Raw genomic sequence first — 22,824 nt, forward strand, 5'->3', positions numbered from 1 at the left:
GGACTCGCATTTATTGTGCCGACACCGATTTTGCATGGGAAAAGTTTGCATGGGGAAAGGTAGCCCATTCATGCGCCGGATGGTAGCATCCTCTTCAGGCAAAGCGCAATCACTTCCGACAAATCCTGGACCAGGTCCGTGGAGTAACTGGGAATGAAACGGCTGGGGATGGTGCCGCCCAGGTTGAGGCTGCCGAGAAGCTTGCGTGAGCCACCCGTGGTCAGGGAGAGGGGAACCAGGGCCTCCGAACGAATGGATGGGGTGTGGGTGCCAAAAAAAAGGTGACGGTTGCCACCCCCCTCCATCCCGATGCGAATGATCGTCGAACGTCCATCCCCCAGCATCTGGTTCAGCACGGCCTGACTGACAACAAAGACCCGGTCAGCAAGCTCGGGAGGACGGTTCTCCAGGGTAAGACCAAAACCCTCCGCACAATCGGACAAGGCCAGGGTCACACGTGAAATATCAAAGGCAAGTTCAAGAGCCGATGTGGCAGCTTTGACCAGCTGGAACAGGGTCCGGGCACCGATCAACCCAACCTGGATGGTGTGGAGCGTGCGATAAATCTCCTCGTTGCGGCGCACACGCTCCAGCATGCCGTCGAGCTGTTCACGGATCTGCTCGTTCTGGCGCTGCAAATGGTCCAGTTTGCCGCTCTCCAGAGAGAGGACACGCCCGGAAGCCGTGATGGCAGCCGGCAAAAGATCAGCGTGGGTGCGAAAAAAATCCGGATTTTCTCGCAACCATCGATCAACCTGGTATTCGGTGATGGTGGAGTGATCACTCATAATCGGACAGGATGGTCGACCGGTTTTGGAAAAGCAAGGATTGCAGCATGAATCGCGGCGAATTTGTTGACGTACCGTTCCTTCAGCTTTACCATGGCGGCGAGTGGTGGTGAAGTACGCTTCACCGGGTGGGGGCGTGGCGATCCATGGGATCCGAAGCAACAGGCGGTGGCATGAGGTGAGGGTGTGGGTTGCGACTTCAACGAAGAGAGCATCGAGAAGGTCTCCCGATGCATGAAAGCCCTGGCCCATCCCTTGCGGATCAAGGTGATTGTGGCCCTGAAGGACAAGGAGATGAGCGTCCAGGAACTGGTCGAGGCGGTCGGGACCACCCAATCCAACGTTTCTCAGCACCTGACCATCATGCGTGACAAAGAGATTCTTGCCTCTCGTCGCGTTGCCAATCAGGTCTTCTATCGGGTCGGTGATTGCAAAGTCCTGGATCTGGTCGCCTTGACCAAAAAAATTTTTTGCACTCAGACCCAGGATGCTGGCAACGTGGGAAGCACCCCCATGGACATTCCAGCAGAGTCGCCCCGGTTGGCTGATTTTGTACGGACTCTCCAGGAGGATGTCGCCTCGCCACACCGACGGGCTTGAACGCGCAGGGCAATGGAGTAACGGATGACCTGGTTGCAAACAAACTGGCCGCTCCTGCTGGTGCTGGCCCTTTTCTCCTACCTCTTTCTCTGGGACCGCCTGGAAGCCCGGTGGGTCGGCGTGGAACAGATCTCGGTCCACGATCTGGCCGCTAAACTTGCCGGCGACGCCCCTCCCCTGCTCGTGGATGTGCGATCGCCACGCGAGTTCAATGCTGGCCACGTCCGACAAGCTCTCCTGGTTCCCCTGTCGGATTTGCGCCAAAGGGCAGAGGCCCTGCTGCAAAAAAACCCGGGGCGCGACGTGGCCGTGATCTGTCAAAGCGGCAACCGCTCCCTCAAAGGGTCCATCATCCTTAAGCGGCATGCCGAAACCATTCGGGTTTACAACGTCGCAGGCGGCACCAGCACCTGGCGCAGCCAGGGTTTCCCGGTCGGACAGTAGGGAGGTGCGTGGCCGGATGGTGAACAGTCGCGCAAAAACATGGGTCGGCAGCACGCCATGGCGCTTGCCTTGGGAGGATTACCCATCCGAGCCGTTACAGAATGGGATTGCCCGCAACCCGGGCTGGCTGTGACCTCCCATGCATCTGGAAGAAGAGGTCAAACTCACCGCTCCCGACCGATCCGCCCTGGATGCTGTTCTGCAAGATCCCGGGGTGTTGGCGGTCGCTGGTCGCCATTCAGTCCAGGATCGCTCCTTTCTGGCCACCTATTACGACACGCCAGAAAAAGAGTTGTTGCGCCGCAAACTGGGATTTCGCATGCGCCAGGTAGGCGACCAGTGGTGGATAGGGCTTAAGGGAAGTGGTTCGCTTGTGGCAGGAGTTTCCCGGCACCTGGAGTGGGAGGTCCGGTCCACAAAGCCCGTTGTCCGCTTCTGGGATTTGCCACCCGGCCCGCTGCGCGACCAGGTGCTGTCGATCGTGCGGGCTGACAGCCCTGTCACCCCGCTATTGACCACCGACATCCACCGCCGCACCCTGGAGCTGGATCTGGCCGAAGGGTGTCGCGCCGAAATGGCGTTGGACGCCGGAATCATCCGCGCCGGGGGAAAAAAAATACCCCTGTTCGAGGTGGAATTGGAGTCCCTTGCCGGGCCGTTCGCTCCCATCCTCGCCTTTGCCACCGATCTGACCAGGCGTCACGACCTGGTACCAGCCACATTGACCAAATTTCATCAGGGGGTCGCTCTGCTGGGAATAAACTGAAAACAGGGTGGTGAAGATTCGGCGCACTTGCAAGAAAAGCTTTGACATGAAAAACTTTGTCAAGGCTTCGCTCCGAGCCCCACCAGGACGCTGTCTTAGGCCCTGCCAGGGAGCCAGCCCCCTGGATCCCGATTCGTCACCAGATGACGATGCCGGATTTCTTGACAACGCCCCGCCCGACCCCCAGCCGGCCATAAGGGTGGTGAAGATGACGAAAGGGAGTACTATGACCATGCGGTACATAAGCACGCGGGGTGGTGTACAACCGGTGGATTTTGCCCAGGCAGTCATGATGGGGCTGGCCACCGATGGTGGTCTGCTCCTGCCCGAGCGGATTCCCGAAATCCCGATCGCCACTTGGCAGCGTTGGGCGACACTCTCATTTCAGGAGCTGGCCCTGGAGGTGATGGCCCCGTTTGTGGGTGACGCCATCCCCGCTGCCGACCTGCGGGATTTGGTACAGCGCTCCTATGCCACCTTCACCCATCCGGAGATCACCCCCGTGGTGCAGGTGGGATCCCGTTATATCCTGGAGCTGTTTCATGGTCCGACGCTGGCCTTCAAGGATGTCGCCCTCCAATTCCTCGGCAATCTTTTTGCCACCCTTCTGGCCCGGCAAGGGGGGCGATTGAACATTCTGGGCGCCACCTCCGGGGATACCGGTTCGGCAGCCATCCATGGCGTGCGTGGCAAAGAGAGAATCCACATTTTCATCCTTCATCCGCATGGCCGGGTCTCTCCAGTCCAGGAACGTCAGATGACCACAGTCCTGGATGCCAATGTTCACAACATCGCCGTGCAGGGGGACTTTGACGACGGACAGCGTATCGTCAAGGCCTTGTTCAACGACCTGGACTTCAAGAATACCTACCAGCTGGGAGCGGTCAACTCCATCAACTGGGCACGTATTCTGGCCCAGGTTGTCTATTACGTTTACGCCTGGGGTCGGGTGACGGAAGGCGACACCGGGCATGCCGTGACATTTTCGGTGCCAACCGGCAACTTTGGCGACATCTTTGCCGGTTTTGTGGCGCGCCGCATGGGTCTACCCATACACCGACTGCTGTTGGCCACCAACCGCAATGACATTTTGACCCGTTTTGTGGCCACGGGTGTTTATGAAACCGGGCAGGTTGCGCCGACCGTCAGTCCATCCATGGATATTCAGGTCTCTTCCAACTTCGAGCGCTATCTCTACTATCTCTTCGATGCCAATGCGAAACGGGTACGTGACTGCATGGAGCAACTCTCCCGCACGGGCCGATTCCAGGTGACGGCAGATGAGCAGGCCGCAGCGGCGCGGGAGTTTCCGGCCATGGCAGTCTCCGAGGCAGCGACCTTGCAACAAATCCGGGATACCGACGCGCAGCACCGCTATCTGTTGGATCCCCATACCGCTGTCGGCGTGCATGCGGCCCGAGACGAAAAGGGGTCGGTGATTTGTCTGGCCACTGCCCACCCGGCCAAGTTTGCCGACGCCGTGCGCCAGGCGACCGGTCGTGACCCGGAATTGCCGCCTGTTTTTGCCGGTCTCTTGGCCATGCCCACCCGTTGCGCCGTGCTGCCTGCCGATGTCGAGGCCGTGCGCCGCTTTATTCAGGAGACTCGGGGAGTTTTGTGAAACTTTCATGTAACCATTCAGCACCATCCCAAAAAAACATGGGGATACAAGCCTTTGTCAGGGCTTCGCCCCGAACCCCGCCAGGACTCTGCCCCGGACCCGCCAGGACTCTGCCCCGGACCCGCCAGGACTCTGCCCCGGACCCGCCAGGGAGCCAGCCCCCTGGACCCCGATTGCGTGGCCAGGTGGTGGATGGTGGCGTTTTACTTCCCGTACCCATTTTTTTGCAATATCTCGTCGATCCGTTCCTCAAAGTCCTCGCCCACCGGCTTGAAGATCAAGGCGTCACAGCCTCCGAACATGGCCCTTGGCTCATCCCGGGATATGGCACCCGCTGTTACCGCGACGATACAACCGGTGTACCCCTGCTGGCGCAGTGCGACCACGGCTTCACTGCCATCCATGACCGGCATGTGCATATCGAAGAGCACAAGATCGTAGGCGTTGGCGAGGGTTTTTTCCATACCCTCCCGGCCATTTTCGGCCTCTTCCACCGTGTGGTCGGCATATTCAAGGCGAAGTCGCAACACGGCGCGTATATCGGGTTGGTCATCTACGATCAGGATATGGGCCATCACATCACCTGTGCCAGTGGAATGGTAAAACGAAATGTCGAACCTGCATCGGGAGTGCTGGTAACGGTTATCGTGCCACCAGATATGTCGACCAGTTTCCTGGTAATGGTCAAACCAAGGCCGGAACCCCCGACGCGACGTGTCGCGGATCGATCCACCTGGTGGAAACGGTCGAAGATGCGTTCCAATTCGTCGGGGGGAATGCCCTGGCCGGTGTCGGCGATGGCAAACTCGGCAAAGTTCCCGGAGCGAACAATAGTGACGTGAATCACGCCCTGGTCGGTGAACTTGATGGCATTGCCGATAAGATTGATGAGAATTTGCCGCAGACGGGTCGCATCGGCCATGACGAGAAGACTTTCCAGCGTGTTGGCCAGACGCAGATTTTTTTCATCTGCCTTGACACGCAGGGCATCCAGGACACCCCGGACAATCTCCCCGGCATCAACCACGCGAAAATCCATGGCAAACTTGCCCGACTCAATTTTGGCTATGTCGAGAAGATCATTGATCAGCGTGAGCAGATGCTCGCCGTTGCGATGCATCTCTCCGGCCATCTTGCCGATCTGCTGCATGAATTTTTCGAGCAACTCCGCCTCGGGCCTGTCGGCAAGGGCCTGAAACAATTTTTTTGCCGTTGGATTCTTGCTTTCCGTGCGGGTGAGCAGAGGCAGATAGCCCAGAATGACCGTCAGTGGCGTGCGCAGTTCATGACTCATCATGTTGAGAAACTCGGACTTGGCCCGATTGGCATTTTCAGCCGCCTCCTTTGCTGCCAACAGGTCGTGTTCCGTTTGTTTTCTTTCTGTAATATCAACAATACACCCAACAAAAATCTGCTTCTCGCCAACCAGAACCTCACCCACGGCCAACCAGAGCGGAAAAATGGTTCCATCCTTGCGCAAGCCAAGCACCTCCCGACCGCCGACCTTGATGATGCGGGATTCCCTGGTTCGGATATACCGCTCGATATAACCATCGTGATGCACATGGTAGGGATCAGGCATGAGCATTTTAACGTTTTCCCCAATGACCTCGGCTCGTGTATACCCAAACATCTCCTCGGCAGCCAAGTTGAACGTGATAATACGGCGATCTGCATTCATGGTGACGATGGCATTGACCGCCGTCTCCAGGATGGCCTTCGTCATGGAAGTGTTCACGGTCAATGCATCGGTGGCTTTTTTGGTCTGGTCAACGGCCTGATCGCGCTGATGGGTCACCCTACCCATGAAACCGAACAACAAAAGGCTGAACAACAGGCCTCCGACCAGAATGATCTCAGGCTCTTTTCGGTTCATGCTGGCATCCAATGCCGGCGTACTTTGCAGCTCCAGGGTCCACTCCCGACCCGAAATGAGCAGTGACTCCCGGTGTACAAACTTTCCCATGACCCTTCTGGAGGTATGCTCAGTCGCTGAATCATACATGAGGTTGTCCGGCTGAATATCCCGGCCATCGAAGATGCGCAAGGCGACAAACTCGTGTTCGCTGCCCAGGATGTCCTGCATGAGGTCGTTCATACGGAACGGTGCGTAGACAAAACCGAGAATGGCAGCCTGGCGTTCCGCCATGGTGGCCAACGGCTGGGATTTGCGGTACACGGGCAGATAAAGCAGACAGCCAGCCTGTTTGTTTGTTGCCGTCTCCTGCACCAGGAAGACCCTGCCGGAAAGGGCAGGCTCGCCAGTATCGCGGGCACGCTCCATGGCGGCCCGGCGGACAGGCTCCGTGTACATGTCATAGCCAAAAGCACGTTGGTTGCGTTGGTCGAAGGGTTCGATAAAAATGATTGAAGTATAGATATCCCGCAAGCCTTCAGGGCGAAGGTGATAATTGGCAAAACCTTCGGCGCGCACGCTCTGCACATGTCCGGCCAGCTCATCCGGGCGCACGAAAGCGGCCCAGCCAAACCCCTGGATGCCAGGAAATCTTTCGCCAATGCGCAAACTCCTGGCAAACATGTGCCACTCCTGCCGGCTGACATCCTGACTGGCGTCGAACAAACCAACTCCGCTGCGCAGAATTTGTTCATAGGTGCGCATGCGGTTTTGGATGGACAATTTATGTTCAATAACTTCCCGGGAAAACCGCACCTCGGCATACACCTTGGCCTCCTGGTGCAGATAATGCCAACCTGCATACGTTCCCCATACGGCCACCACCAGGAGCAACCATTTGACCGTCAGGAGCACATTGGGAGAGATGGAGTTCCGGATTTTCATGGGCCAAGCAGTCTTTCTGCAACCCATTCAATGCCAAGAAACGAATCGGGTCCAGGAGGCTGGCGCCCTGGCAAGGCCTGAGACTGCGTCCTGACAAATTCGAAGCGAAACCCTGACAGAGGCTTTCATGCCCGGGCTTTTCTTGAAAGGGTGCTGAATGGTGAGTACTGAACAGATTCAAAAAAACAAATATCCATCACCATTGGTAAACGAAACACCAAGCATTCCGCAAGTAAAAAGAAAACGCAGAGAGAGGCGTTTCCGGATTGCACTGGTTCCGGGGTTGCGATAGCCTGTGCAATTCGCTGTGTTTCCAAGGTTGGGGTCAAGAAGGGTGTCATCATGGTTACAGAAGGATAGAGAGTCGCCGGATGACGGGCAGAAAGTTCAAGCTTTTCTTTCCGCGTTGGCGTTTCCCCTACAATCTGGGGGATACGGTGATGCTCTCTTCCCTGTTCAAGGCAGTGCGTCAGGTCTATCAGCCCGGCACTCTGGAGGTGGTGGCCGATGCGGTCGTCGCTGGCCTTTTTGCCCATGATCCCTGGGTGGACCGGTTTGTGACGGCCTCCTGGCTGACGCGCAAGCTGATCCGCAAGTCTGCGTGGAGTTGGTATCAGCGGCGGGGAGGGCATGGCATCATCTGGCCACATTGGCAAAAAGCCGCCTTTGACCACCTGGCCATGGGTCACAACCTGGTGAATACCATCCAGGATCCCAGGCGTAATATCCTTTCCATCAACTATGCCGTCCAGTTGGGTCCGGAAATTGTGGCCTTCGACGATCTGCGGCCCCGCATCCACCTGACTCCCGAAGAGCTGGCGCGGGCGCGCCAGGAAATCGCGCCCAACGCCATCGCCCTGCACGTTGCCGCCATCCGCCAGGATCAGAGCCGCCTGGACAACGAGCGTTTGCGCTATCGTCGTTCGGCCTGGCAGCGCTTTGTCCAGTTGGTCAAGGCCCATGACCCGTCACTGGTGGTCTATGAGGTGGGACAGAAGCAGTTTGAGGGGATCGGCGACAAGCTCATCCCCATTGGTTCGATTCGTGACATGGCTGCCCGACTCAAGGCAACGCGGCTGGTGGTCCTCTCTGATGGCGGCGTCCACAACGTCTGCAATGCCATCGACCAACCCGTGCTCCTGTTCCAGGGGTACGAGTGGAACCCCCCTGAACTGTTCCAGATGGGAAACGCCCGGTTCAACCCGGCCTACCACCCCCCCTGCCGCCAACAATGCCACCTGTTCGAGGATATTCTCAACCTGCCCAAGCCCCGCGACCACTGCCATCGGGCGTGTTACGACCTCAGCCCGGAACGCCTGGCGGAAGATTGCATCGCGTTGTTGGACAAACATCCTGGCCACCAGGCTTGATGGCCACCTGGCGTCAGCCTCGCAAAACGGCCATGCCCAAGAGCAGGTATAAAACAACGAACAGGATGGGAACCCCATTTTCAACGTGTGTCAGCGGCCAGTACAGCCTGGGATTTTTTCCTCCGCCCAAAGCGACCCATTCGGCATCATATGGGGCAACCGGCAACATCTGCTCCAATGTATGAATCACTTTGAATTTCCCGGTATTCAACTGGCGATATGAATGCACCATGAACCACCAGGTCAGACAGAGCAACATGACGGCAGCGAACGGCAGCATGCCTACCCAGGTTGGCTGCAAGAGTTTTTCCTTCAGCAAGACGGCAAATGCCGCAATGAGCGCGGTGTGAACAGCCAGGAAAAACGAGTTGGCCATCACGCGCCTGGCGCTCACACGATCCGCCATCTCAACACAAAGCTTGTATTGCTCAAAAAGATGCTGCTCATAGGCGCTGCCATAGGTACGCTTTTTCTGGCGCAAAAGGTTGAGATCGTCGATACTCATCGGCAGCTTTCCCGTGGGCAGTGATCCATAACTCTGCGGAGGCTGTCCGACTCCTGACAGGAAAGCAAACGTTTGTTGGGATACGGCCATGCAGTGTGTTCCCAGAGATCGAATCGTTGCCGAAGGTGCTGAAATCGCCACAGGTATCATGAAAAAAGATGTCACCCTGGTGGTCATGCGCTACACCCCCTTCGGTGGCGATGAGACCCAGGCTGCCCTTCTGGCGGAGCACCTGGTGGCTGCGGGTTGCCACGTCACCCTGCTGTGCGCCGATTGGCGGGGAGGGCCGTTACCATCCGGTATGACCTGGGTGCGCATCCCCATGTGGCGAGGTGGTTCCTGGCTCAAGGTGTGGTCCTTCGCCCGTGCTGCGGCAAGCCATTTAAAAAAACATCCCGGCATGCGGGCCATCGCCTTCTCCCGGGTGCCGGGAGCGACCTTTTATCGGGCCGGCAGCGCCTGCCATGCGGAGTGGTTGCGCCTGCGCCAACAAACAGGCGGCTGGCGGGCTGCCCTCTCCATGGCGATCAACCCCCTGCACAGGGTGATCCGTGGCATCGAAGGGCACATCTTTGCCGATACGGTCCGGCAGGCGGGACGCATCATCGTCATGGCTCGTCTGGGGCAGGAACAAATACAACGATTCTATCCTATCCCCGATGACCGGTTCGTCGTCATTCCACCCATGGTGGATCTCAGCCGTTTCCAAAAAAGTGCGGCTGAGTGGATCGCGGATCGGCACAAGACCCGCTCGGCCCTGGGCGTGGATGAGAATGAGGCTGTTTTATTGCACGTGGGATCGGGTTTTCGCATCAAACGTTTGGCCCTCACGCTGGCCGTTGTGGCTGAATTGACGCAGCGTGGGCAGGCGGTGCGCCTGCTGATTGCCGGTTTTGACCGCAAGGAGCAATCCCGGCATGTGCGCCTTGCCCAACAACTTGGCATAGCGGAACAGGTGACCTTTCTGGGAGGGGTCGCCGATATGGCCCCTTGTTATGCGGCAGCGGATCTGCTGCTGCTTCCCAGCCTGCTGGAGACCTTCGGCGTGGTGGTGGCCGAGGCGCTCTATTGTGGCCTGCCGGTTGTGATCAGCACTGGCATGGGGGCGCGCGATCTGGTTTTGCCTGCCGCAACGTGTGGCCGGGTGGTTGCAGTGGATGCCGGCCCGACCGCCTGGGCTGCGGCTGTTGCCGAAACTCTGGACCAGAAACGCCACAGCACCGATCCCGACGCCGATGCCGCCCGGCGCCGCATGGCCGCCCTCCCCTGCATGCCCGAACGGGTTCTGGCCCAATACCTGGATCTGCTCGCAGAAATCCAGGCGTAACGATTCACCACCAGGCAGCGCATTGGGGGCAAGAAATCGGGATCCAGCAACTGTCTTGACTGTCAAGCAGCTTTTGCTAGGGGGCATGTCCATGTTTTCATGTTTTTTATCATGATGTTGAGAATGGTTAGGAGCTTCCGCATGCAGGCCGTGAGTGCTACCTTTTTGGGTTTTCCTGCATCGACCAGGCGTTGATAAAAGTGGCGTATGACCGGGTTGAAACGAGTGGCCACCAATGTGCTCATGTACTCAACTTTCGCAGTTCGCGAAATGGCTTGGTGGCCTGATTTCCGCCAGATACCCGGGTGAGGCTGGCCCTTTTGTGCTAAAATATTGCTTGCGAATTCAATATGTCAGCACGAGAAAGGCCGGCCTCATGGATAAGAATACCAGGAATCAGGCAGCATTGCCCACCCCCATGATCGATGACATCAAATCCTGGTCTTTCGGGACATTCGGGGTAGATGGCGCCGTGTTTGATCTCCTCAAGGAAATGGCCTTTTTGGGCATTTTTTCCCGCCATGGATGGAGCAAGCGCTCCGGCAAGGATCTGCCCGTCCTGATCGTCCTTCTGATCATACATCCACTGCTGAAGGTGCGTTCCATCCACATTTTCTGTCGCGACCATTTTCTGTCGATGTTCAATGTGGGCAAAGATGCTTTTTACCGCTTGTTGCAGCGCGATTTTCCCTGGAGGACGGCCCATTGGGCACTGGTCCAGAGACTCGTTCCCCATTGGCGGAAACTGGATCTCGGCAACGGCTACCTGGTGGCTGATACCACCATTAAAGGGAAGAGGGGAAACCGGATCGAGGGGGTCTGCTGGCACTACGATCACACCACAGGGCGCAAGGTTCCCGGATTCGAGACTGCCCAGTTGATCTGGGTAAATGCCCAGGATGCGTTGGCGTTGGACGCCGCCTTGCGTTTTTCCAATTGTTTTTCATTCTTGCAAGAGTTACAGGCGCTTTCTTGGCTCCTGCTTTTATTTTCTCCACTTAAACATCTTTTTTGTTTGACTTTTTTGGACGATGCAATTCCATGATTTTCATTCGCCGCCACAAGGTGCTGCGACTGATACCCAACTTGACGGCAGCCACCTGCAATTGCCATCGTGATTCCGTTAAAGTTTGTAAAATGGCGTCCCGATCCAGCCCTTCACCAGGTTGATGGCCGTTCTTCAAAGGGCGTCCGCGTTGGCGAACTGGCAGCTGTGGCTGTTTTGGTATTGGCGGGGGACGGGCCCGAAACTCGGCAGGCAGATTGGACCATGCCAAAATAGACTGTGGTGCCACGACCATGGCATGCTCCAGCATGTGTTCCAGTTCTCGCACATTGCCTGGCCAGTCGTAATCCATGATGGTCATCAGTACCTCTTCACTCACCCCTTTGACCGAACGCTTCATGCTTGTGTTGAATTTTGCCAGAAAGTGGTCGATCAGTGCGGGCAGGTCGACCTTGTGCTCCCGCAGCGGTGGCAGGTGCATTTCCACCACCTTGAGTCGGTAGTAAAGATCCTCGCGAAAAATCCCTTCCTGGATCCGTTTCCGCAAATCGCGGTTGGTGGCAGTTACCACTCGCACATCCACCTGGATGGGCTGACTGTCGCCCACTGCCTCGAAAACCTTCTCCTGTAAGACGCGAAGAAACCTTACCTGCATGTCCAGGGGAAGGTCGCCAATCTCGTCCAGGAATATGGTACCACCATCGGCCAATTTAAAACGGCCTGGTTTGTCACGTATGGCGTTGGTATAGGCCCCGCGTACATGGCCGAACAACTCGCTTTCCAACAGACCAACAGGCAGAGCAGCGCAATTGACCGCCACGAAGGGACGATGGCATCGGGGGCTGGCGTCGTGCAGGGCACGGGCCACCAGTTCCTTGCCGGTACCTGTTTCACCCGTAATGAGTACGGTGGAATCAACCTCAGCCAGTCGTTCGATCAGATCGTAGACCCCTTGCATGGACAGACTGGAACCCACCAGTCCGTGATAACCCTGGCGTGTTTTGGTTTCCCGTTCCAGCATGGCCAAGCGACTTTCATCCCGCACCACCAGGATCATTCCCTGTGTTTTTTGCACAGGATCATGGAAAAGTGAGGCTGTACAATTCAAAACACGTTCCGTGCCATCCTCATTCATGACGACCATGCGTACCGCACGTTTGCCTTCACCCTCTTTCCGTGCTTGTTGCAACAGGGGTTCAATCCTGGAAAAAAGCCAAGCGATTTCATCCCGCAACAACTGATTCATGGATGAGGGGCTAAGCCTAAAAAGACGAGCAGCCGCGTCGTTGACCTGAATGATACGCCATCCTTCGTCTATGGCGACGATGGCATCATCCACACCCTAGAAAACGGCATCCATGCGATTTTTCAGCATCTCCTGTTCTCCCCGGAGGCGTTCACACTCATTGAAATCCACAGATGCCCCACATGTTTCAAAATAAATTTGAATCACTTTGTTTCATGTTACAAAGTGTCCCTTATTTTGAAACAAAAGTACAGCGTTTAACAGTGTGAACCAAGGAAACCACATTCATTTTTTTGCCATGTCATTTATACGCAAATATAAACAAGCAAAATAAACGCCAAGAAATATCTATGTATATAATAATTCCATGATTAACCTTTAAAAAAATATATTCCTTTTAATTTTCAACAAACCACGTATTTAACCGGCCATGCAAATATAACACAACACGTCAATTCATAACATAATGTATCAATTACTCAGGCGCTAATTGAGCTATTCTTCGACTTTTGTAGATGATTACATGCAGAGCAAAATTTTTTATTTTATGCTTGGCATGCATTATGCTTTTAGATTGAATAATCATGGATGTTTTTCTTAAAAGTATTCTTTGAAATATCCACGGCTGGGATCTTGATTCTCACGGAATGAGGCCTTTAAAATTGTCTATAAATATGCTCATGGTAGCCACCATTCTGGTCGTGGACAGCGATCCGAATACGCTGTCCTTTTTCTCCAGGACATTGGAGGCCAAGGGTCACGCCGTACATCTTGCTCCCACAGCCAGGCTAGCCATCGCCTTTTTCCGAACCTCAATACCCGATCTGGTGCTGCTGAACGTTAAGATGTCAGAGATCAATGGATACGATGTTTGCAGCCAAATAAAGGCCATCAAACCGGATGCCAATGTCCCGATCATTTTCATCAGCGATCAGGCCAACCAGGACGACAAAAATAGCGTTTTCGAGGCTGGAGGTGTGGACTTTGTCACCAAGCCCCTCAGGGCGGAGGAGGTTCTGGCACGGGTGACGACCCACTTGACGTTGAGGTGGGCGCTGCGAGAAATGGGGAAACGGAATACCCTTTTGGAGGAACACATCAAACGCTGCGAAATTGCGGAGGAGACAAGCCAACAAAGAGAGGTCATGCTCAACCAGAGTGAGACGTGCTTCCGGGGTATTTTCGAGACTGCTGTCCATGGTATGGCCTTGGTTTCACCAGCTGGCAAATTTCTCAAGGTCAACCGTGCCCTGTGTGCAATCGTCGGCTATGAAGAAAAAGAGCTGTTGAACATCGATTTTCAAACCATCATCCACACCAGTGACCTGGACACCGAGTTAGCCTGTGTGCGCCTCATGCAATCGGGCACCTTACCCACCTACCAGATGGAAAGGCGCTACGTTCACAAGGATGGCCACGTTGTCTGGGTGTTATTGAGCGTCTCCACGGTTCGGGTCAACAGTGAAAGTGACAAACCAGCCAATTTTGTGTTGCACGTCCAGGATATAACTGACCGAAAGGGCATCGAAGAGGAACTCCTGGTCACCAGAAACAAGCTGCAAGTGCAAGTAGATTGCATCAACCGTATCCAGAGCCTGTACATTGAAGACCAAAACCCGGACACACTCTTTCATACTCTTCTCCTTGAAATTCTGAAACTAACGAACAGTGTTTACGGTTTTATCGCCGAAACAAGAAAAGATGATAAAGGTGATTCCTACCTTCATGCATTGGCCATTTCCAACATGGCCTGGAACAAGGATAGCAGGGAGTATTACGAGGCCAATGACCTGTCCGGAATCTGTTTTGCCAAAATGCGCGGGTTGCATGTCGCAGCACTGGCCAGTGGTGTACCGGTGATCGCCAACGACCCGGCCAACGATCCTCGCAGCTGTGATCTGCCACCTGATCATCCTGTGCTCAATACATTTCTGGGCATGCCTATTAAGCAGGGGGAGAAGGTCGTGGGTGTGATGGGGATAGCCAATCGCCAACCCGGTTACGATATGGCCTTGGTAGATGCGTACCTGGGACCGGTGATGTTGGCTTGCGCACAACTCATTGAAAGGTTCCAGGAACGCGGAAAGAGAGTCGGGATCGCAAGTAAGGTGATCCAACATGAGGCCATACTTCTCAACAGGGAAGAAGGTGTTATCCTCGTCAATGCCATGGACGAGTCGATATTCTACGCCAATGCCAGTTTCGGAAAATTGTTTGACTATGATCCAGACGAGATGATTGGGAAAAATTTTAGAACTGTTAATGCGCCTGCTGATCAAATACCCCAGGAAATGTCAGCAGAGATGATCAAATCACTCAATAAAAATGGTGTGTGGGCTGGAGAAACCCGCAGTCAAAAGAGGAACGGTTCCGTTTTCTGGTGTCATGTAACTGCTTCATTGTTTGAGCATCCGGCGTTCGGAAAGGGTTGGATTTCAATTTATAGGGAGATCAGCGAAAAGAAACAGTTGACAATGGAATTTGATCAATCATTTTCCCATGTTGACGACCTTTTATGCATTGCGGATACTGACGGCAATTTCCTGTGGATCAATCCAGCCTGGGAAAAATTGTTTGGGTATCCAATGGAAGAACTGACCACTAAACCGTTTATCGCATTCATCCATGCAGAGGATGTTGAATCCACCAAACAATCGCTTGTTGCACAAAACAATCAAAATCCAATCGGCAGCTTCGTCAACCGCTTCTATTGCAAAGGTGGCAATTTCCGATGGCTGGAGTGGCGTTCAATCCTGGTTGGAAATCTCATCTATGCCACCGCAAGCGACATAACCGAGCACAGGGCAACCGAGATGATCATGCGCCAACAGGCAGAGGAGCTGCGTCTGTTCTACGATCTGCCCCTTATCGGTATGGCCATCACCTGTCCTCGTACCAGACGATGGAAGATGGTCAATAACTATCTTTGCCAAATGTTTGGTTACACCAAGGAAGAACTTATCCAACTCACCTGGGCCGAGATGATTCACCCCCATGACTTGGAAGGTATCCTGGAATGTTTTCTTGATATTATGCAGGGCAAATCCGACAACTGTTCCATGGACTCAAGATTTCTCCGCAAGAATGGCCAAATCGTGGATATCGTCTTCAATGTTCAGGCCATTCGCAATGATTCCGGCCAGGTGGAACGGTTCTTTGGCACGTTACTGAATATTACCGAACGCAAACAAACAGAGGATGCCCTTCGCGAGGAATTGACGAAAAATAAAATGTTTTCTGACATCATGGATAATATCGAGGCCCATATTTACATTAAAAATCGCCAACGGAGATATATCTATGCGAATCGCTTAGCTCTTGAACTTTTCCAGTGTTCTGCCGAAGGGTTGATCGAGTCAGGGGATGAAAGATTTTATTCCTCTGGCGCCACATTGGAGCAGATCGCATCCATTGATAAACGTGTCCTGGAACATGGCGAAACAACCAATGAAACCACAAAGGTTACTCCACTAAGTATTGGCAAAGAGCGGGTTTACCTGGAAGCCAAGCGTCCGATTTACGACAAGGCAGGGGAGATATGGGGCCTAAGCGGCATCTTCTATGACATCACCGATCAAAGTCGTATTGATGAGGCGTTGCGAGAAAACGAACTGAGGTTGAGGGAAATCACCTCCACCTTGGCTGAGGGTCTGTATGTCATTGACCTGCATGGACGGATCACCTTCATCAACCCCACTGCCCTGACCATGTTGGGTTGGCGGGAAGAGGATGTATTGGGAAAAAATTCCCAACTTCTCTTCCACCATACCAAAGCCGACGGTACTCCCGTTCTCGCCACTGATTGTCTGTTGCACGCTGTGCTGACTCAAAAAATCATAGCCACTTCGGAGGGAGAATGGCTCTGGCACCGGGATGGGACCGGATTTCCAGTTTCCATGACCGCATCACCTATAGTCAACGGTAAGGTGAAAGGAGCCGTCGTGGCCTTCCGGGACATTACCAATCGCAGGAAGAGGGAGATGGACCTGTGCCAAGCCAAGGAGCAAACAGAAAAGGCCACTCAAGCCAAGAGTGAGTTTTTGGCAACAATGAGCCATGAAATTCGTACCCCCATGAATGTCGTGCTGGGCATGAGCGATATCTTGCTGGAAACCGATTTGGATCAAAATCAGCGTCGCTATGTGGAGATGATGCACCGTTCAGGAGGTGCGCTTTTGGGAATCATCAACGATGTTCTGGATTTCTCCCGGATTGAGTCTGGTCAATTCACACTAGTTGACATTCCATTTTCGCCCGGCATCGTTGTGAATGATACGATCCAAATGATGCAGCTCTCTGCCGAGCAAAAGAGCAATAATCTAGTAGCGAGTATTGTCGGACAAATCCCCGATGCCATTTTGGGAGATGATAGCCGAGTTCGCCAGGTTCTCGTCAACCTGATCGGTAATGCTGCCAAATTCACCGACCATGGTCAGATCAAAGTTCACCTGGGTTTCCATCCTCAGGAACGGGACACCTTTCTTTTCTCCGTTTCCGACACAGGCATTGGTATTGCCACACACCATCTGGAGCACATCTTCAGTCTATTTACCCAGGCAGATTCCAGAATAACCCGGCGATTTGGCGGAACCGGGTTGGGGCTGGCCATCTCCCGTCGGCTCGTGGAGTTGATGGGAGGACGTCTATGGGTAGAGAGTGAAGAAAAGCGGGGAAGCACCTTCTTTTTTACTTTGCCGATACGCATCGCTGAAGCATCCACTCTCCCGACCTCGCAGGCACATGATGCCTTGGATATCCCGAATCGGAGCCTGCGCATACTGCTGGTGGAGGACTCGCCTGACAATCAAGCCCTGTTCCAAATTTACCTGAAAAATTCGTCCCATCAGTTGGTCATGGTCAATGACGGCATCGAAGCGGTGGCGCGTGTACACGAAGAGTCGTTCGACCTGGTGTTGATGGATATCCAAATGCCCAACATGGACGGTTATACGGCTACCCGAGCCATTCGCCAGTGGGAAAGAGAAGAAGGGCGTTCCCCTTTGATTATCATTGCTCTAAGCGCCCATGCAGCCATTGGAAAAAAGGAAGAGAGCTTGGCAGCCGGGTGCGATGATCATCTCACCAAGCCCATCAAGAAACTGGCGCTGCTGTCGGCGCTGAATCGCTACGCCGTACTGGGTGACGTGGATGAGGTGGCAGCAGGTCACCCAGTCCCAGTTTATGACTCAGCGAATGGTGTCGTGGAAGAAGCACAGGGTACCGCCACTCCCATCACCAATCGTTCGCACCATCGACCAAGGAAGAAAAAAGTCCCATTGCAACTGGACCCCAATGTTGAGGCGAACTGTGCGCATCAGGAACCCTTGCTCGCTGCCAGATGTGAGATAGAGGAGCAGAAATGAAGTGGACGCTGGGTTTTCAGGATTTTACGGACCATGTGCATCGGGCGCCCTTTTTGACTGTCGGGGAGAAAATTCATCAAGGAAAGGATCTGTTGAGGTATTGCACCAGCGTATGCACCACCTGCTGCAAGTTCATGCCGCCCATGCCCTCCAAGCGGCCAACGCAGAACGTCTTCGTCTGTTGATGGAACTGAACCGCCGAGCACGTGAGCTCAACATGCAGGAACTGTGTGACCAAGCCTTGGAGATCGCCGTGATCCTCACCCACAGCCAAGCCGGTTTTCTAATCCTGTTCAACGAGGATCAAAACACCTTTGCCCAAGTTTCCTGGAGCAAGGGTTCGCAACAACTTTGCTCCATACCGAGCCGGATTCCCAATCCCCTGGCCGAGGCTGGGGCATGGGCCGATTGTGCACGACAATTGCGTCCGGTGGTCTACAACGATTATCTGTCTCTGGCGAATCGGAAGGGTCTCCCTGATGGACACTTTCCAGTTTCTCGGTACTTGGGCGTCCCAGTAGTGGAAGAGGGCAGGATATGCAAGATCCTGGCAGTGTGCAACAAAGTCGATCCCTACAATGATAACGACGTCCAGCAACTTCAGGAGGTGGCGGACAATGTGCATGAATTTGTGATGCGCCGACACTGGGAGGAACAATTGAAACAGGCCAAGGAAGATGCGGAAATCGCCAACCGGGCCAAGGCCGACTTTCTCTCTGCCATGAGCCACGAGATCCGCACGCCGATGAACGGGGTGCTGGGCATGGCCGATCTGGTCCTCTGCACACCCCTGACCGACCAGCAACGCCATTACATCTCGACCATTCACCGCTCTGGTCGCACCTTGCTGCGCATCATCAACGATATCCTGGACCTCTCCAAGATTCAGGCAGGTCACCTGGCCCTGGAACTGCTGCGGTTCCACCTGGAAGATGTGATCCGGGACGTGGCTGCCATGTTCGTCGAACGAGCCAAGGCCAAGGGAGTGGCCCTGGACATTCAGATTAACCCCGGGGTTCATCGTCATCTCCTGGGTGATCCATATCGCCTCAGTCAGATCCTGTTCAACTTGGTGGGCAATGCCCTCAAATTTACCGAACAGGGTTCCGTCCGGGTGACGGTGAATGGCCTGGAGGAGCGGGATGCGGATTGCCTCTTGCGTTGCCAGGTGACCGACACTGGGATCGGCATGACTCCCGACTATCAAAGTCGGATGTTCCAGGCCTTTTCCCAGGCAGATCCTTCGATCTCACGCAAGTTCGGCGGCACCGGTCTGGGATTGGCGATTACCAAGCAACTGGTAATCATGATGGACGGGGAATTGGGGGTGGAGAGCGTCTCCGGCCAGGGTTCAACCTTCTGGTTCACTGCCCGTTTTGGCAAGCAACTGGCGGGGGATCAAGAGAAAATCGCCGCATGGCAGGAAACCCTTCAACCGCCCATCCCGGATAATTTCCGTTGTCAGGGTCGCATCCTGCTGGTGGAAGACAACCTGGTCAACCAGGAAGTGGCAGTGGCGACCCTGGAGTTGTTTGGCTGCCAGGTGACGGTCGCCAACAACGGCCAGCACTCTTTGGCTGCCATGGTCAAGGCGACCATCCCCTTCGATGCCATCTTCATGGATTGCGAAATGCCCATCATGGATGGTTTCGAGACCACCATGCGTTTGCGTCAATGGGAATCAAAAGCGGGCAAGCCACGCACTCCCATCATCGCCTTGACCGCCCACGTCATGGAACAAAGCCGCCAGCAATGCCGTGCGGCGGGGATGGACGACTTCATCCGGAAACCATTCAGCCAGGAAGATATGGGGGTCATCCTGCAACGTTGGCTGCCCTTTACAAGCGGAAGGGACGGTGCGCCACCATCTCCCATGCTTACCCCCGAACCAGGAGAGGTTGGGTCCGCCGTGCTTCCTGTTTTGGACCTTGTCACCCTGGGCCACATTCTGAAACTGGTCAGGCAGGGTAATCCAGGCTTGTTGACCAAGGTAGCTACAAGATACCTGATGCAGACGCCGATTCTGTTCTCTGAATTGGAAAAGGCCCTGACGACAAACGATTCCGAAGGAGTGCGGGTCGCCGCCCATGCCCTGAAATCATCCAGCCTTACCATGGGCGTTGCCCGTCTGGCTGAATTGGCACGAGCCATGGAGGTGAATCACGCCGACCTGGCCCTGGTGCAACGGCATTTTCAACAACTCGCCCCGACCTTTGGCGAAGCTCAACAGGCACTGAATGAATTCCTTGCTGCATGACCCGGAGGTTGATCACCATGCATGAACTGATCGATGAATTGGCCAATCCCTTGGTGTTGGTCGTGGATGACGAGTCCGCGCAAACAGTGTTCATGCGAGCGGCCTTGGAGCAAAGCGGTTTTCTGGTGATAGAAGCGGAGAACGGGGTGGATGGCTGGGAGTTGGTTCAGAAGGAACATCCGGACATGGTAATCTCTGACGTGGTAATGCCCAGGATGGATGGATTTACCTTGTGCCGGACCATTCGCCAACAGATGGCGCACCTGCCCGTCGTCCTGGCCACCAGCCTGGATGATCTGGCTTCGATCGATCATGCCTATCAGGTGGGAGCCACTGATTTCATTACCAAACCCGTCAACTGGGTATTGCTTGGTCATCGAGTGCGTTACATCCTGCGGGCCGCCCACACCGCCCAGGCCTTGGCAGAGAGCAAAATGGATCTGACTCGCACCCGTATGGAGATCATCCGGCGTCTGGGACAGGCGGCGGAATATCGGGACAACGAAACCGGCCTCCATATTCTGCGCATGAGCCAGTACTCTAGTATATTGGGACGTGCTCTTGGTTTCTCTCCTTTCGACCAGGATCTGCTGCTTCATGCCTCCCCCATGCATGATGTGGGCAAAATCGGTATCCCCGACGCTATCCTCCTGAAACCGGGAAAGCTGTCCATCGATGAGTTTGCCATCATGAAACAGCACACCATCTTGGGAGGAAAACTGTTGGATGAAGACCCCTCTCTGCTGCTGCGTACTGCCCACATGATTTCTCTGACTCACCACGAGAGATGGGATGGTCAAGGCTATCCCTACGGTTTGGCAGGAGAGAATATTCCTGTCATGGGTCGCATTTGCAGCCTGACCGATGTGTTTGATGCCCTTACTTCCAAACGTCCTTATAAACAACCTTGGAGCGTGGAGGATGCGGTGGATGAAATCCAGCGATGTTCCGGATCTGCTTTCGATCCCAGCATGGTGCGCGTGTTCGTTGGGATTATTCCTGAAATACTGAAAGTCAAGGATGCCCTCTCAGACATGGTGCAAGTCTGAGATCATGAAGTTGATCAGGGAGGAAAATAATGGGCAATAATCAGATGGTTTTTGCTGTTGATGGTGATATGGACGCATGGGGATCCCGCCGATTTCAGATGTGCATTCCTGAACAGTTTCTGGATTTATCCCTGGCAAGGCGTTACTGCCCTGGCCATAACGCATCCGTCAGAGAGGCCGATGGATATCTCATCCTGGATTACTTTCGCAACGAAGATGGCGGCAAGGATTGGAAATGGGGCAAACATGGCCAGGGACGCATGATTGATCCGGCTCTGGTACGAACAGACCTGATCCGAGGTGATCTGCGAGTTCTCTATTTGGGATGGCTATTAGCGGCACAGGAGGGAGTTTTGAGCAACGATTCCATGGAACCACCTCTGCCTGTCGGCCTTGCTGACATGAATGGCCCCCTGCTGTCGTTCGTGGATTTTTTCGGAATCGGTTGGGATCTTATCGAAGCTGCTGCTTCCAGCCATGACGCATTTTTGCAACCTCCCTCCAGAGAGGAAATGGTTTCGAAGATATGTGCCAAATTCGACTACGAGACAGCCTGTTTAGTGTGCGTTGCCTCGAAGGGAAATCCCCCTGTGGGGTTGGAACTGCTCCGTCGTTTGGCAGCCGTTTCCAGGAAAAAATCGCCGTCCTCAAAGACAACTGACCATCGTAACGTGGGACATATATTGGCCCTGGCAAAAATAAAGGGGCAGAAAAGAGACAACACGACCAGGGATAGAAAATGGGGTGGTGTCAACTCTTGACCTGTTGCGTAGTCCTACACAGGTAAGGATGCATTGTAGTCATGGATAAAATACCAAATTGCGCCGATATGGTTCACGAGTTTCTTCGAAAAAGATAGAGTCATTCACACCAAACGTGAAACTCGTTGTCGCATGGTATTATTGAAACGTTCAATATTATTGGTTTTACCACTGTCTTTTCCGACTGCTTTGTGACGCTTTTCTGGAATCACAGTTTCATATGAAGACCAGAAATCAGTATAACAAACAGCACACTGACGGTAAACGGAGGGGAGTGAATTCCAAAAAGATCTTGCTCCATTCCGGTCTCGCGCTCCAACAAAGACACCTACAATTCGCTTGGAAATCACATCTATTGCCAACCAAATCCATTGTTTATTGTCTTTATTTTGCACAAACGACCACATCTCGTCACATTCTATGGTAAGTTTCCCTTTGATTCCAATATGTTCCATCTTGCGAGGAATTGACTCGAATTTGCTATTGACATACGCTTGTAGCCAACCTTCAGAAACACCAGAAACTCTGGCAATACCTGCCAATGAGACTCGTTCAAGGAGTAATCGATCAATCAATTGTATGGCTTCTTCACTAATCCGGATATTTTTAGGATTTTCAACAAATTGCCTCCCACAATCTCGACATTTGAAATTTTGGTCACCATGCCTTGTGAGTCCATTTTTCACGATGAAGACCCCTCCGCAACTGGGACAAACCAACCGATCTTTGAGCCAATTCAAAATGGCCGCAATCGCTATCCATCCCATGTCTCCGACCTCCATATCGGAAACATGATTTTTACATCAAATCATAACGTTGAGTCCATCCTTACCTGTGAGGCACTACGCGCCTGCCCTGGGTGCTGAATCGAGACCTCTGGACTTGGATCCGGCAGCATGATCAAATGATGGGTATCGGAAC

Annotated in this window: 14 protein-coding genes and 4 pseudogenes; 11 read left to right on the forward strand and 7 right to left on the reverse strand. The window is 54.0% G+C overall.

Annotated elements, in window-relative coordinates; translation table 11 throughout:
* Positions 1–68: 68 nt before the first annotated feature.
* Positions 69–788 (reverse strand): DUF484 family protein, encoded by a 720-nt coding sequence (locus HQL63_03950; GenBank protein ID MBF0175988.1) that lies wholly within the window; start codon positions 786–788, stop codon positions 69–71.
* A gap of 234 nt (positions 789–1,022) precedes the next feature.
* Here HQL63_03950 and HQL63_03955 point away from each other — a divergent pair.
* The 4 genes and pseudogenes from HQL63_03955 to HQL63_03970 all read left to right on the forward strand — a co-directional run bounded on the left by HQL63_03955 (position 1,023) and on the right by HQL63_03970 (position 4,219).
* Positions 1,023–1,262 (forward strand): annotated as a pseudogene (locus HQL63_03955) (winged helix-turn-helix transcriptional regulator).
* 150 nt (positions 1,263–1,412) lie between these two features.
* Positions 1,413–1,832, forward strand: coding sequence for a rhodanese-like domain-containing protein (locus tag HQL63_03960; GenBank protein MBF0175989.1), 420 nt, complete (start codon positions 1,413–1,415; stop codon positions 1,830–1,832).
* 139 nt (positions 1,833–1,971) lie between these two features.
* Positions 1,972–2,598, forward strand: a complete 627-nt coding sequence (locus HQL63_03965) for a CYTH domain-containing protein (GenBank protein ID MBF0175990.1) — start codon at positions 1,972–1,974, stop codon at positions 2,596–2,598.
* 232 nt (positions 2,599–2,830) lie between these two features.
* Positions 2,831–4,219: a threonine synthase gene (locus tag HQL63_03970; GenBank protein MBF0175991.1), complete on the forward strand. Its 1,389-nt coding sequence runs from the start codon at positions 2,831–2,833 to the stop codon at positions 4,217–4,219.
* 203 nt (positions 4,220–4,422) lie between these two features.
* On the opposite strand, the gene HQL63_03975 is transcribed toward HQL63_03970, so the two are convergent.
* The gene (locus tag HQL63_03975; protein ID MBF0175992.1) at positions 4,423–4,794 is read right to left on the reverse strand and encodes a response regulator; all 372 of its coding nucleotides are present in this window, start codon (positions 4,792–4,794) and stop codon (positions 4,423–4,425) included.
* Positions 4,794–7,019, reverse strand: a complete 2,226-nt coding sequence (locus tag HQL63_03980) for a CHASE domain-containing protein (protein MBF0175993.1) — start codon at positions 7,017–7,019, stop codon at positions 4,794–4,796. The genes HQL63_03975 and HQL63_03980 overlap by 1 nt, the downstream gene beginning before the upstream one ends.
* A 371-nt stretch (positions 7,020–7,390) precedes the next feature.
* Between HQL63_03980 and HQL63_03985 the strand changes: the two genes are divergently transcribed.
* Positions 7,391–8,389, forward strand: coding sequence for a hypothetical protein (locus tag HQL63_03985; protein MBF0175994.1), 999 nt, complete (start codon positions 7,391–7,393; stop codon positions 8,387–8,389).
* Positions 8,390–8,402: 13 nt separating this feature from the next.
* Here HQL63_03985 and HQL63_03990 read toward each other — a convergent pair whose 3' ends face one another.
* A complete protein-coding gene (locus tag HQL63_03990) occupies positions 8,403–8,894 on the reverse strand; it encodes a hypothetical protein (protein ID MBF0175995.1) in 492 nt (163 codons plus the stop codon).
* An 88-nt stretch (positions 8,895–8,982) separates the two neighbouring features.
* Between HQL63_03990 and HQL63_03995 the strand changes: the two genes are divergently transcribed.
* Positions 8,983–10,221 (forward strand): glycosyltransferase family 4 protein, encoded by a 1,239-nt coding sequence (locus HQL63_03995; GenBank protein ID MBF0175996.1) that lies wholly within the window; start codon positions 8,983–8,985, stop codon positions 10,219–10,221.
* A 62-nt stretch (positions 10,222–10,283) separates the two neighbouring features.
* On the opposite strand, the pseudogene HQL63_04000 reads toward HQL63_03995, so the two are convergent.
* Positions 10,284–10,475 (reverse strand): annotated as a pseudogene (locus HQL63_04000) (IS110 family transposase).
* A 122-nt stretch (positions 10,476–10,597) separates the two neighbouring features.
* On the opposite strand from HQL63_04000, the pseudogene HQL63_04005 reads away from it, so the two are divergent.
* Positions 10,598–11,155, forward strand: a pseudogene (locus tag HQL63_04005) (transposase).
* A gap of 64 nt (positions 11,156–11,219) precedes the next feature.
* On the opposite strand, the gene HQL63_04010 reads toward HQL63_04005, so the two are convergent.
* Positions 11,220–12,566: a sigma 54-interacting transcriptional regulator gene (locus HQL63_04010; protein ID MBF0175997.1), complete on the reverse strand. Its 1,347-nt coding sequence runs from the start codon at positions 12,564–12,566 to the stop codon at positions 11,220–11,222.
* Positions 12,567–13,153: 587 nt separating this feature from the next.
* Between HQL63_04010 and HQL63_04015 the strand changes: the two genes are divergently transcribed.
* The 4 genes from HQL63_04015 (at position 13,154) to HQL63_04030 (ending at position 21,903) form a co-directional block, all read left to right on the forward strand.
* Positions 13,154–17,836, forward strand: coding sequence for a PAS domain S-box protein (locus HQL63_04015; GenBank protein MBF0175998.1), 4,683 nt, complete (start codon positions 13,154–13,156; stop codon positions 17,834–17,836).
* 112 nt (positions 17,837–17,948) lie between these two features.
* Positions 17,949–20,093, forward strand: a complete 2,145-nt coding sequence (locus HQL63_04020; GenBank protein MBF0175999.1) for a response regulator — start codon at positions 17,949–17,951, stop codon at positions 20,091–20,093.
* Positions 20,094–20,110: 17 nt separating this feature from the next.
* Positions 20,111–21,142: a response regulator gene (locus HQL63_04025; GenBank protein MBF0176000.1), complete on the forward strand. Its 1,032-nt coding sequence runs from the start codon at positions 20,111–20,113 to the stop codon at positions 21,140–21,142.
* Between the two features lie 29 nt (positions 21,143–21,171).
* Positions 21,172–21,903 carry a hypothetical protein gene (locus tag HQL63_04030; protein MBF0176001.1) on the forward strand — a complete coding sequence of 244 codons (732 nt, stop codon included), beginning with the start codon at positions 21,172–21,174 and terminating at the stop codon, positions 21,901–21,903.
* Between the two features lie 14 nt (positions 21,904–21,917).
* Here the strand turns inward: HQL63_04030 and HQL63_04035 are convergent.
* Positions 21,918–22,622, reverse strand: a pseudogene (locus HQL63_04035) (IS1 family transposase).
* Between the last annotated feature and the right edge of the window lie 202 nt (positions 22,623–22,824).

The organism is Magnetococcales bacterium (assembly GCA_015231175.1).
GTDB lineage: Bacteria > Pseudomonadota > Magnetococcia > Magnetococcales > DC0425bin3 > HA3dbin3.

Coding starts and splice junctions, on each gene's coding strand:
- HQL63_04030 (MBF0176001.1), top strand. CDS start 21,172: ATGGGCAATAATCAGATGGTTTTTGCTGTTGATGGTGATATGGACGCA.
- HQL63_03965 (MBF0175990.1), top strand. CDS start 1,972: ATGCATCTGGAAGAAGAGGTCAAACTCACCGCTCCCGACCGATCCGCC.
- HQL63_03985 (MBF0175994.1), top strand. CDS start 7,391: ATGACGGGCAGAAAGTTCAAGCTTTTCTTTCCGCGTTGGCGTTTCCCC.
- HQL63_03975 (MBF0175992.1), bottom strand. CDS start 4,794: ATGGCCCATATCCTGATCGTAGATGACCAACCCGATATACGCGCCGTG.
- HQL63_03960 (MBF0175989.1), top strand. CDS start 1,413: ATGACCTGGTTGCAAACAAACTGGCCGCTCCTGCTGGTGCTGGCCCTT.
- HQL63_03970 (MBF0175991.1), top strand. CDS start 2,831: ATGCGGTACATAAGCACGCGGGGTGGTGTACAACCGGTGGATTTTGCC.
- HQL63_04020 (MBF0175999.1), top strand. CDS start 17,949: ATGCACCACCTGCTGCAAGTTCATGCCGCCCATGCCCTCCAAGCGGCC.
- HQL63_03950 (MBF0175988.1), bottom strand. CDS start 788: ATGAGTGATCACTCCACCATCACCGAATACCAGGTTGATCGATGGTTG.
- HQL63_03980 (MBF0175993.1), bottom strand. CDS start 7,019: ATGAAAATCCGGAACTCCATCTCTCCCAATGTGCTCCTGACGGTCAAA.
- HQL63_03990 (MBF0175995.1), bottom strand. CDS start 8,894: ATGAGTATCGACGATCTCAACCTTTTGCGCCAGAAAAAGCGTACCTAT.
- HQL63_03995 (MBF0175996.1), top strand. CDS start 8,983: ATGCAGTGTGTTCCCAGAGATCGAATCGTTGCCGAAGGTGCTGAAATC.
- HQL63_04025 (MBF0176000.1), top strand. CDS start 20,111: ATGCATGAACTGATCGATGAATTGGCCAATCCCTTGGTGTTGGTCGTG.
- HQL63_04015 (MBF0175998.1), top strand. CDS start 13,154: ATGGTAGCCACCATTCTGGTCGTGGACAGCGATCCGAATACGCTGTCC.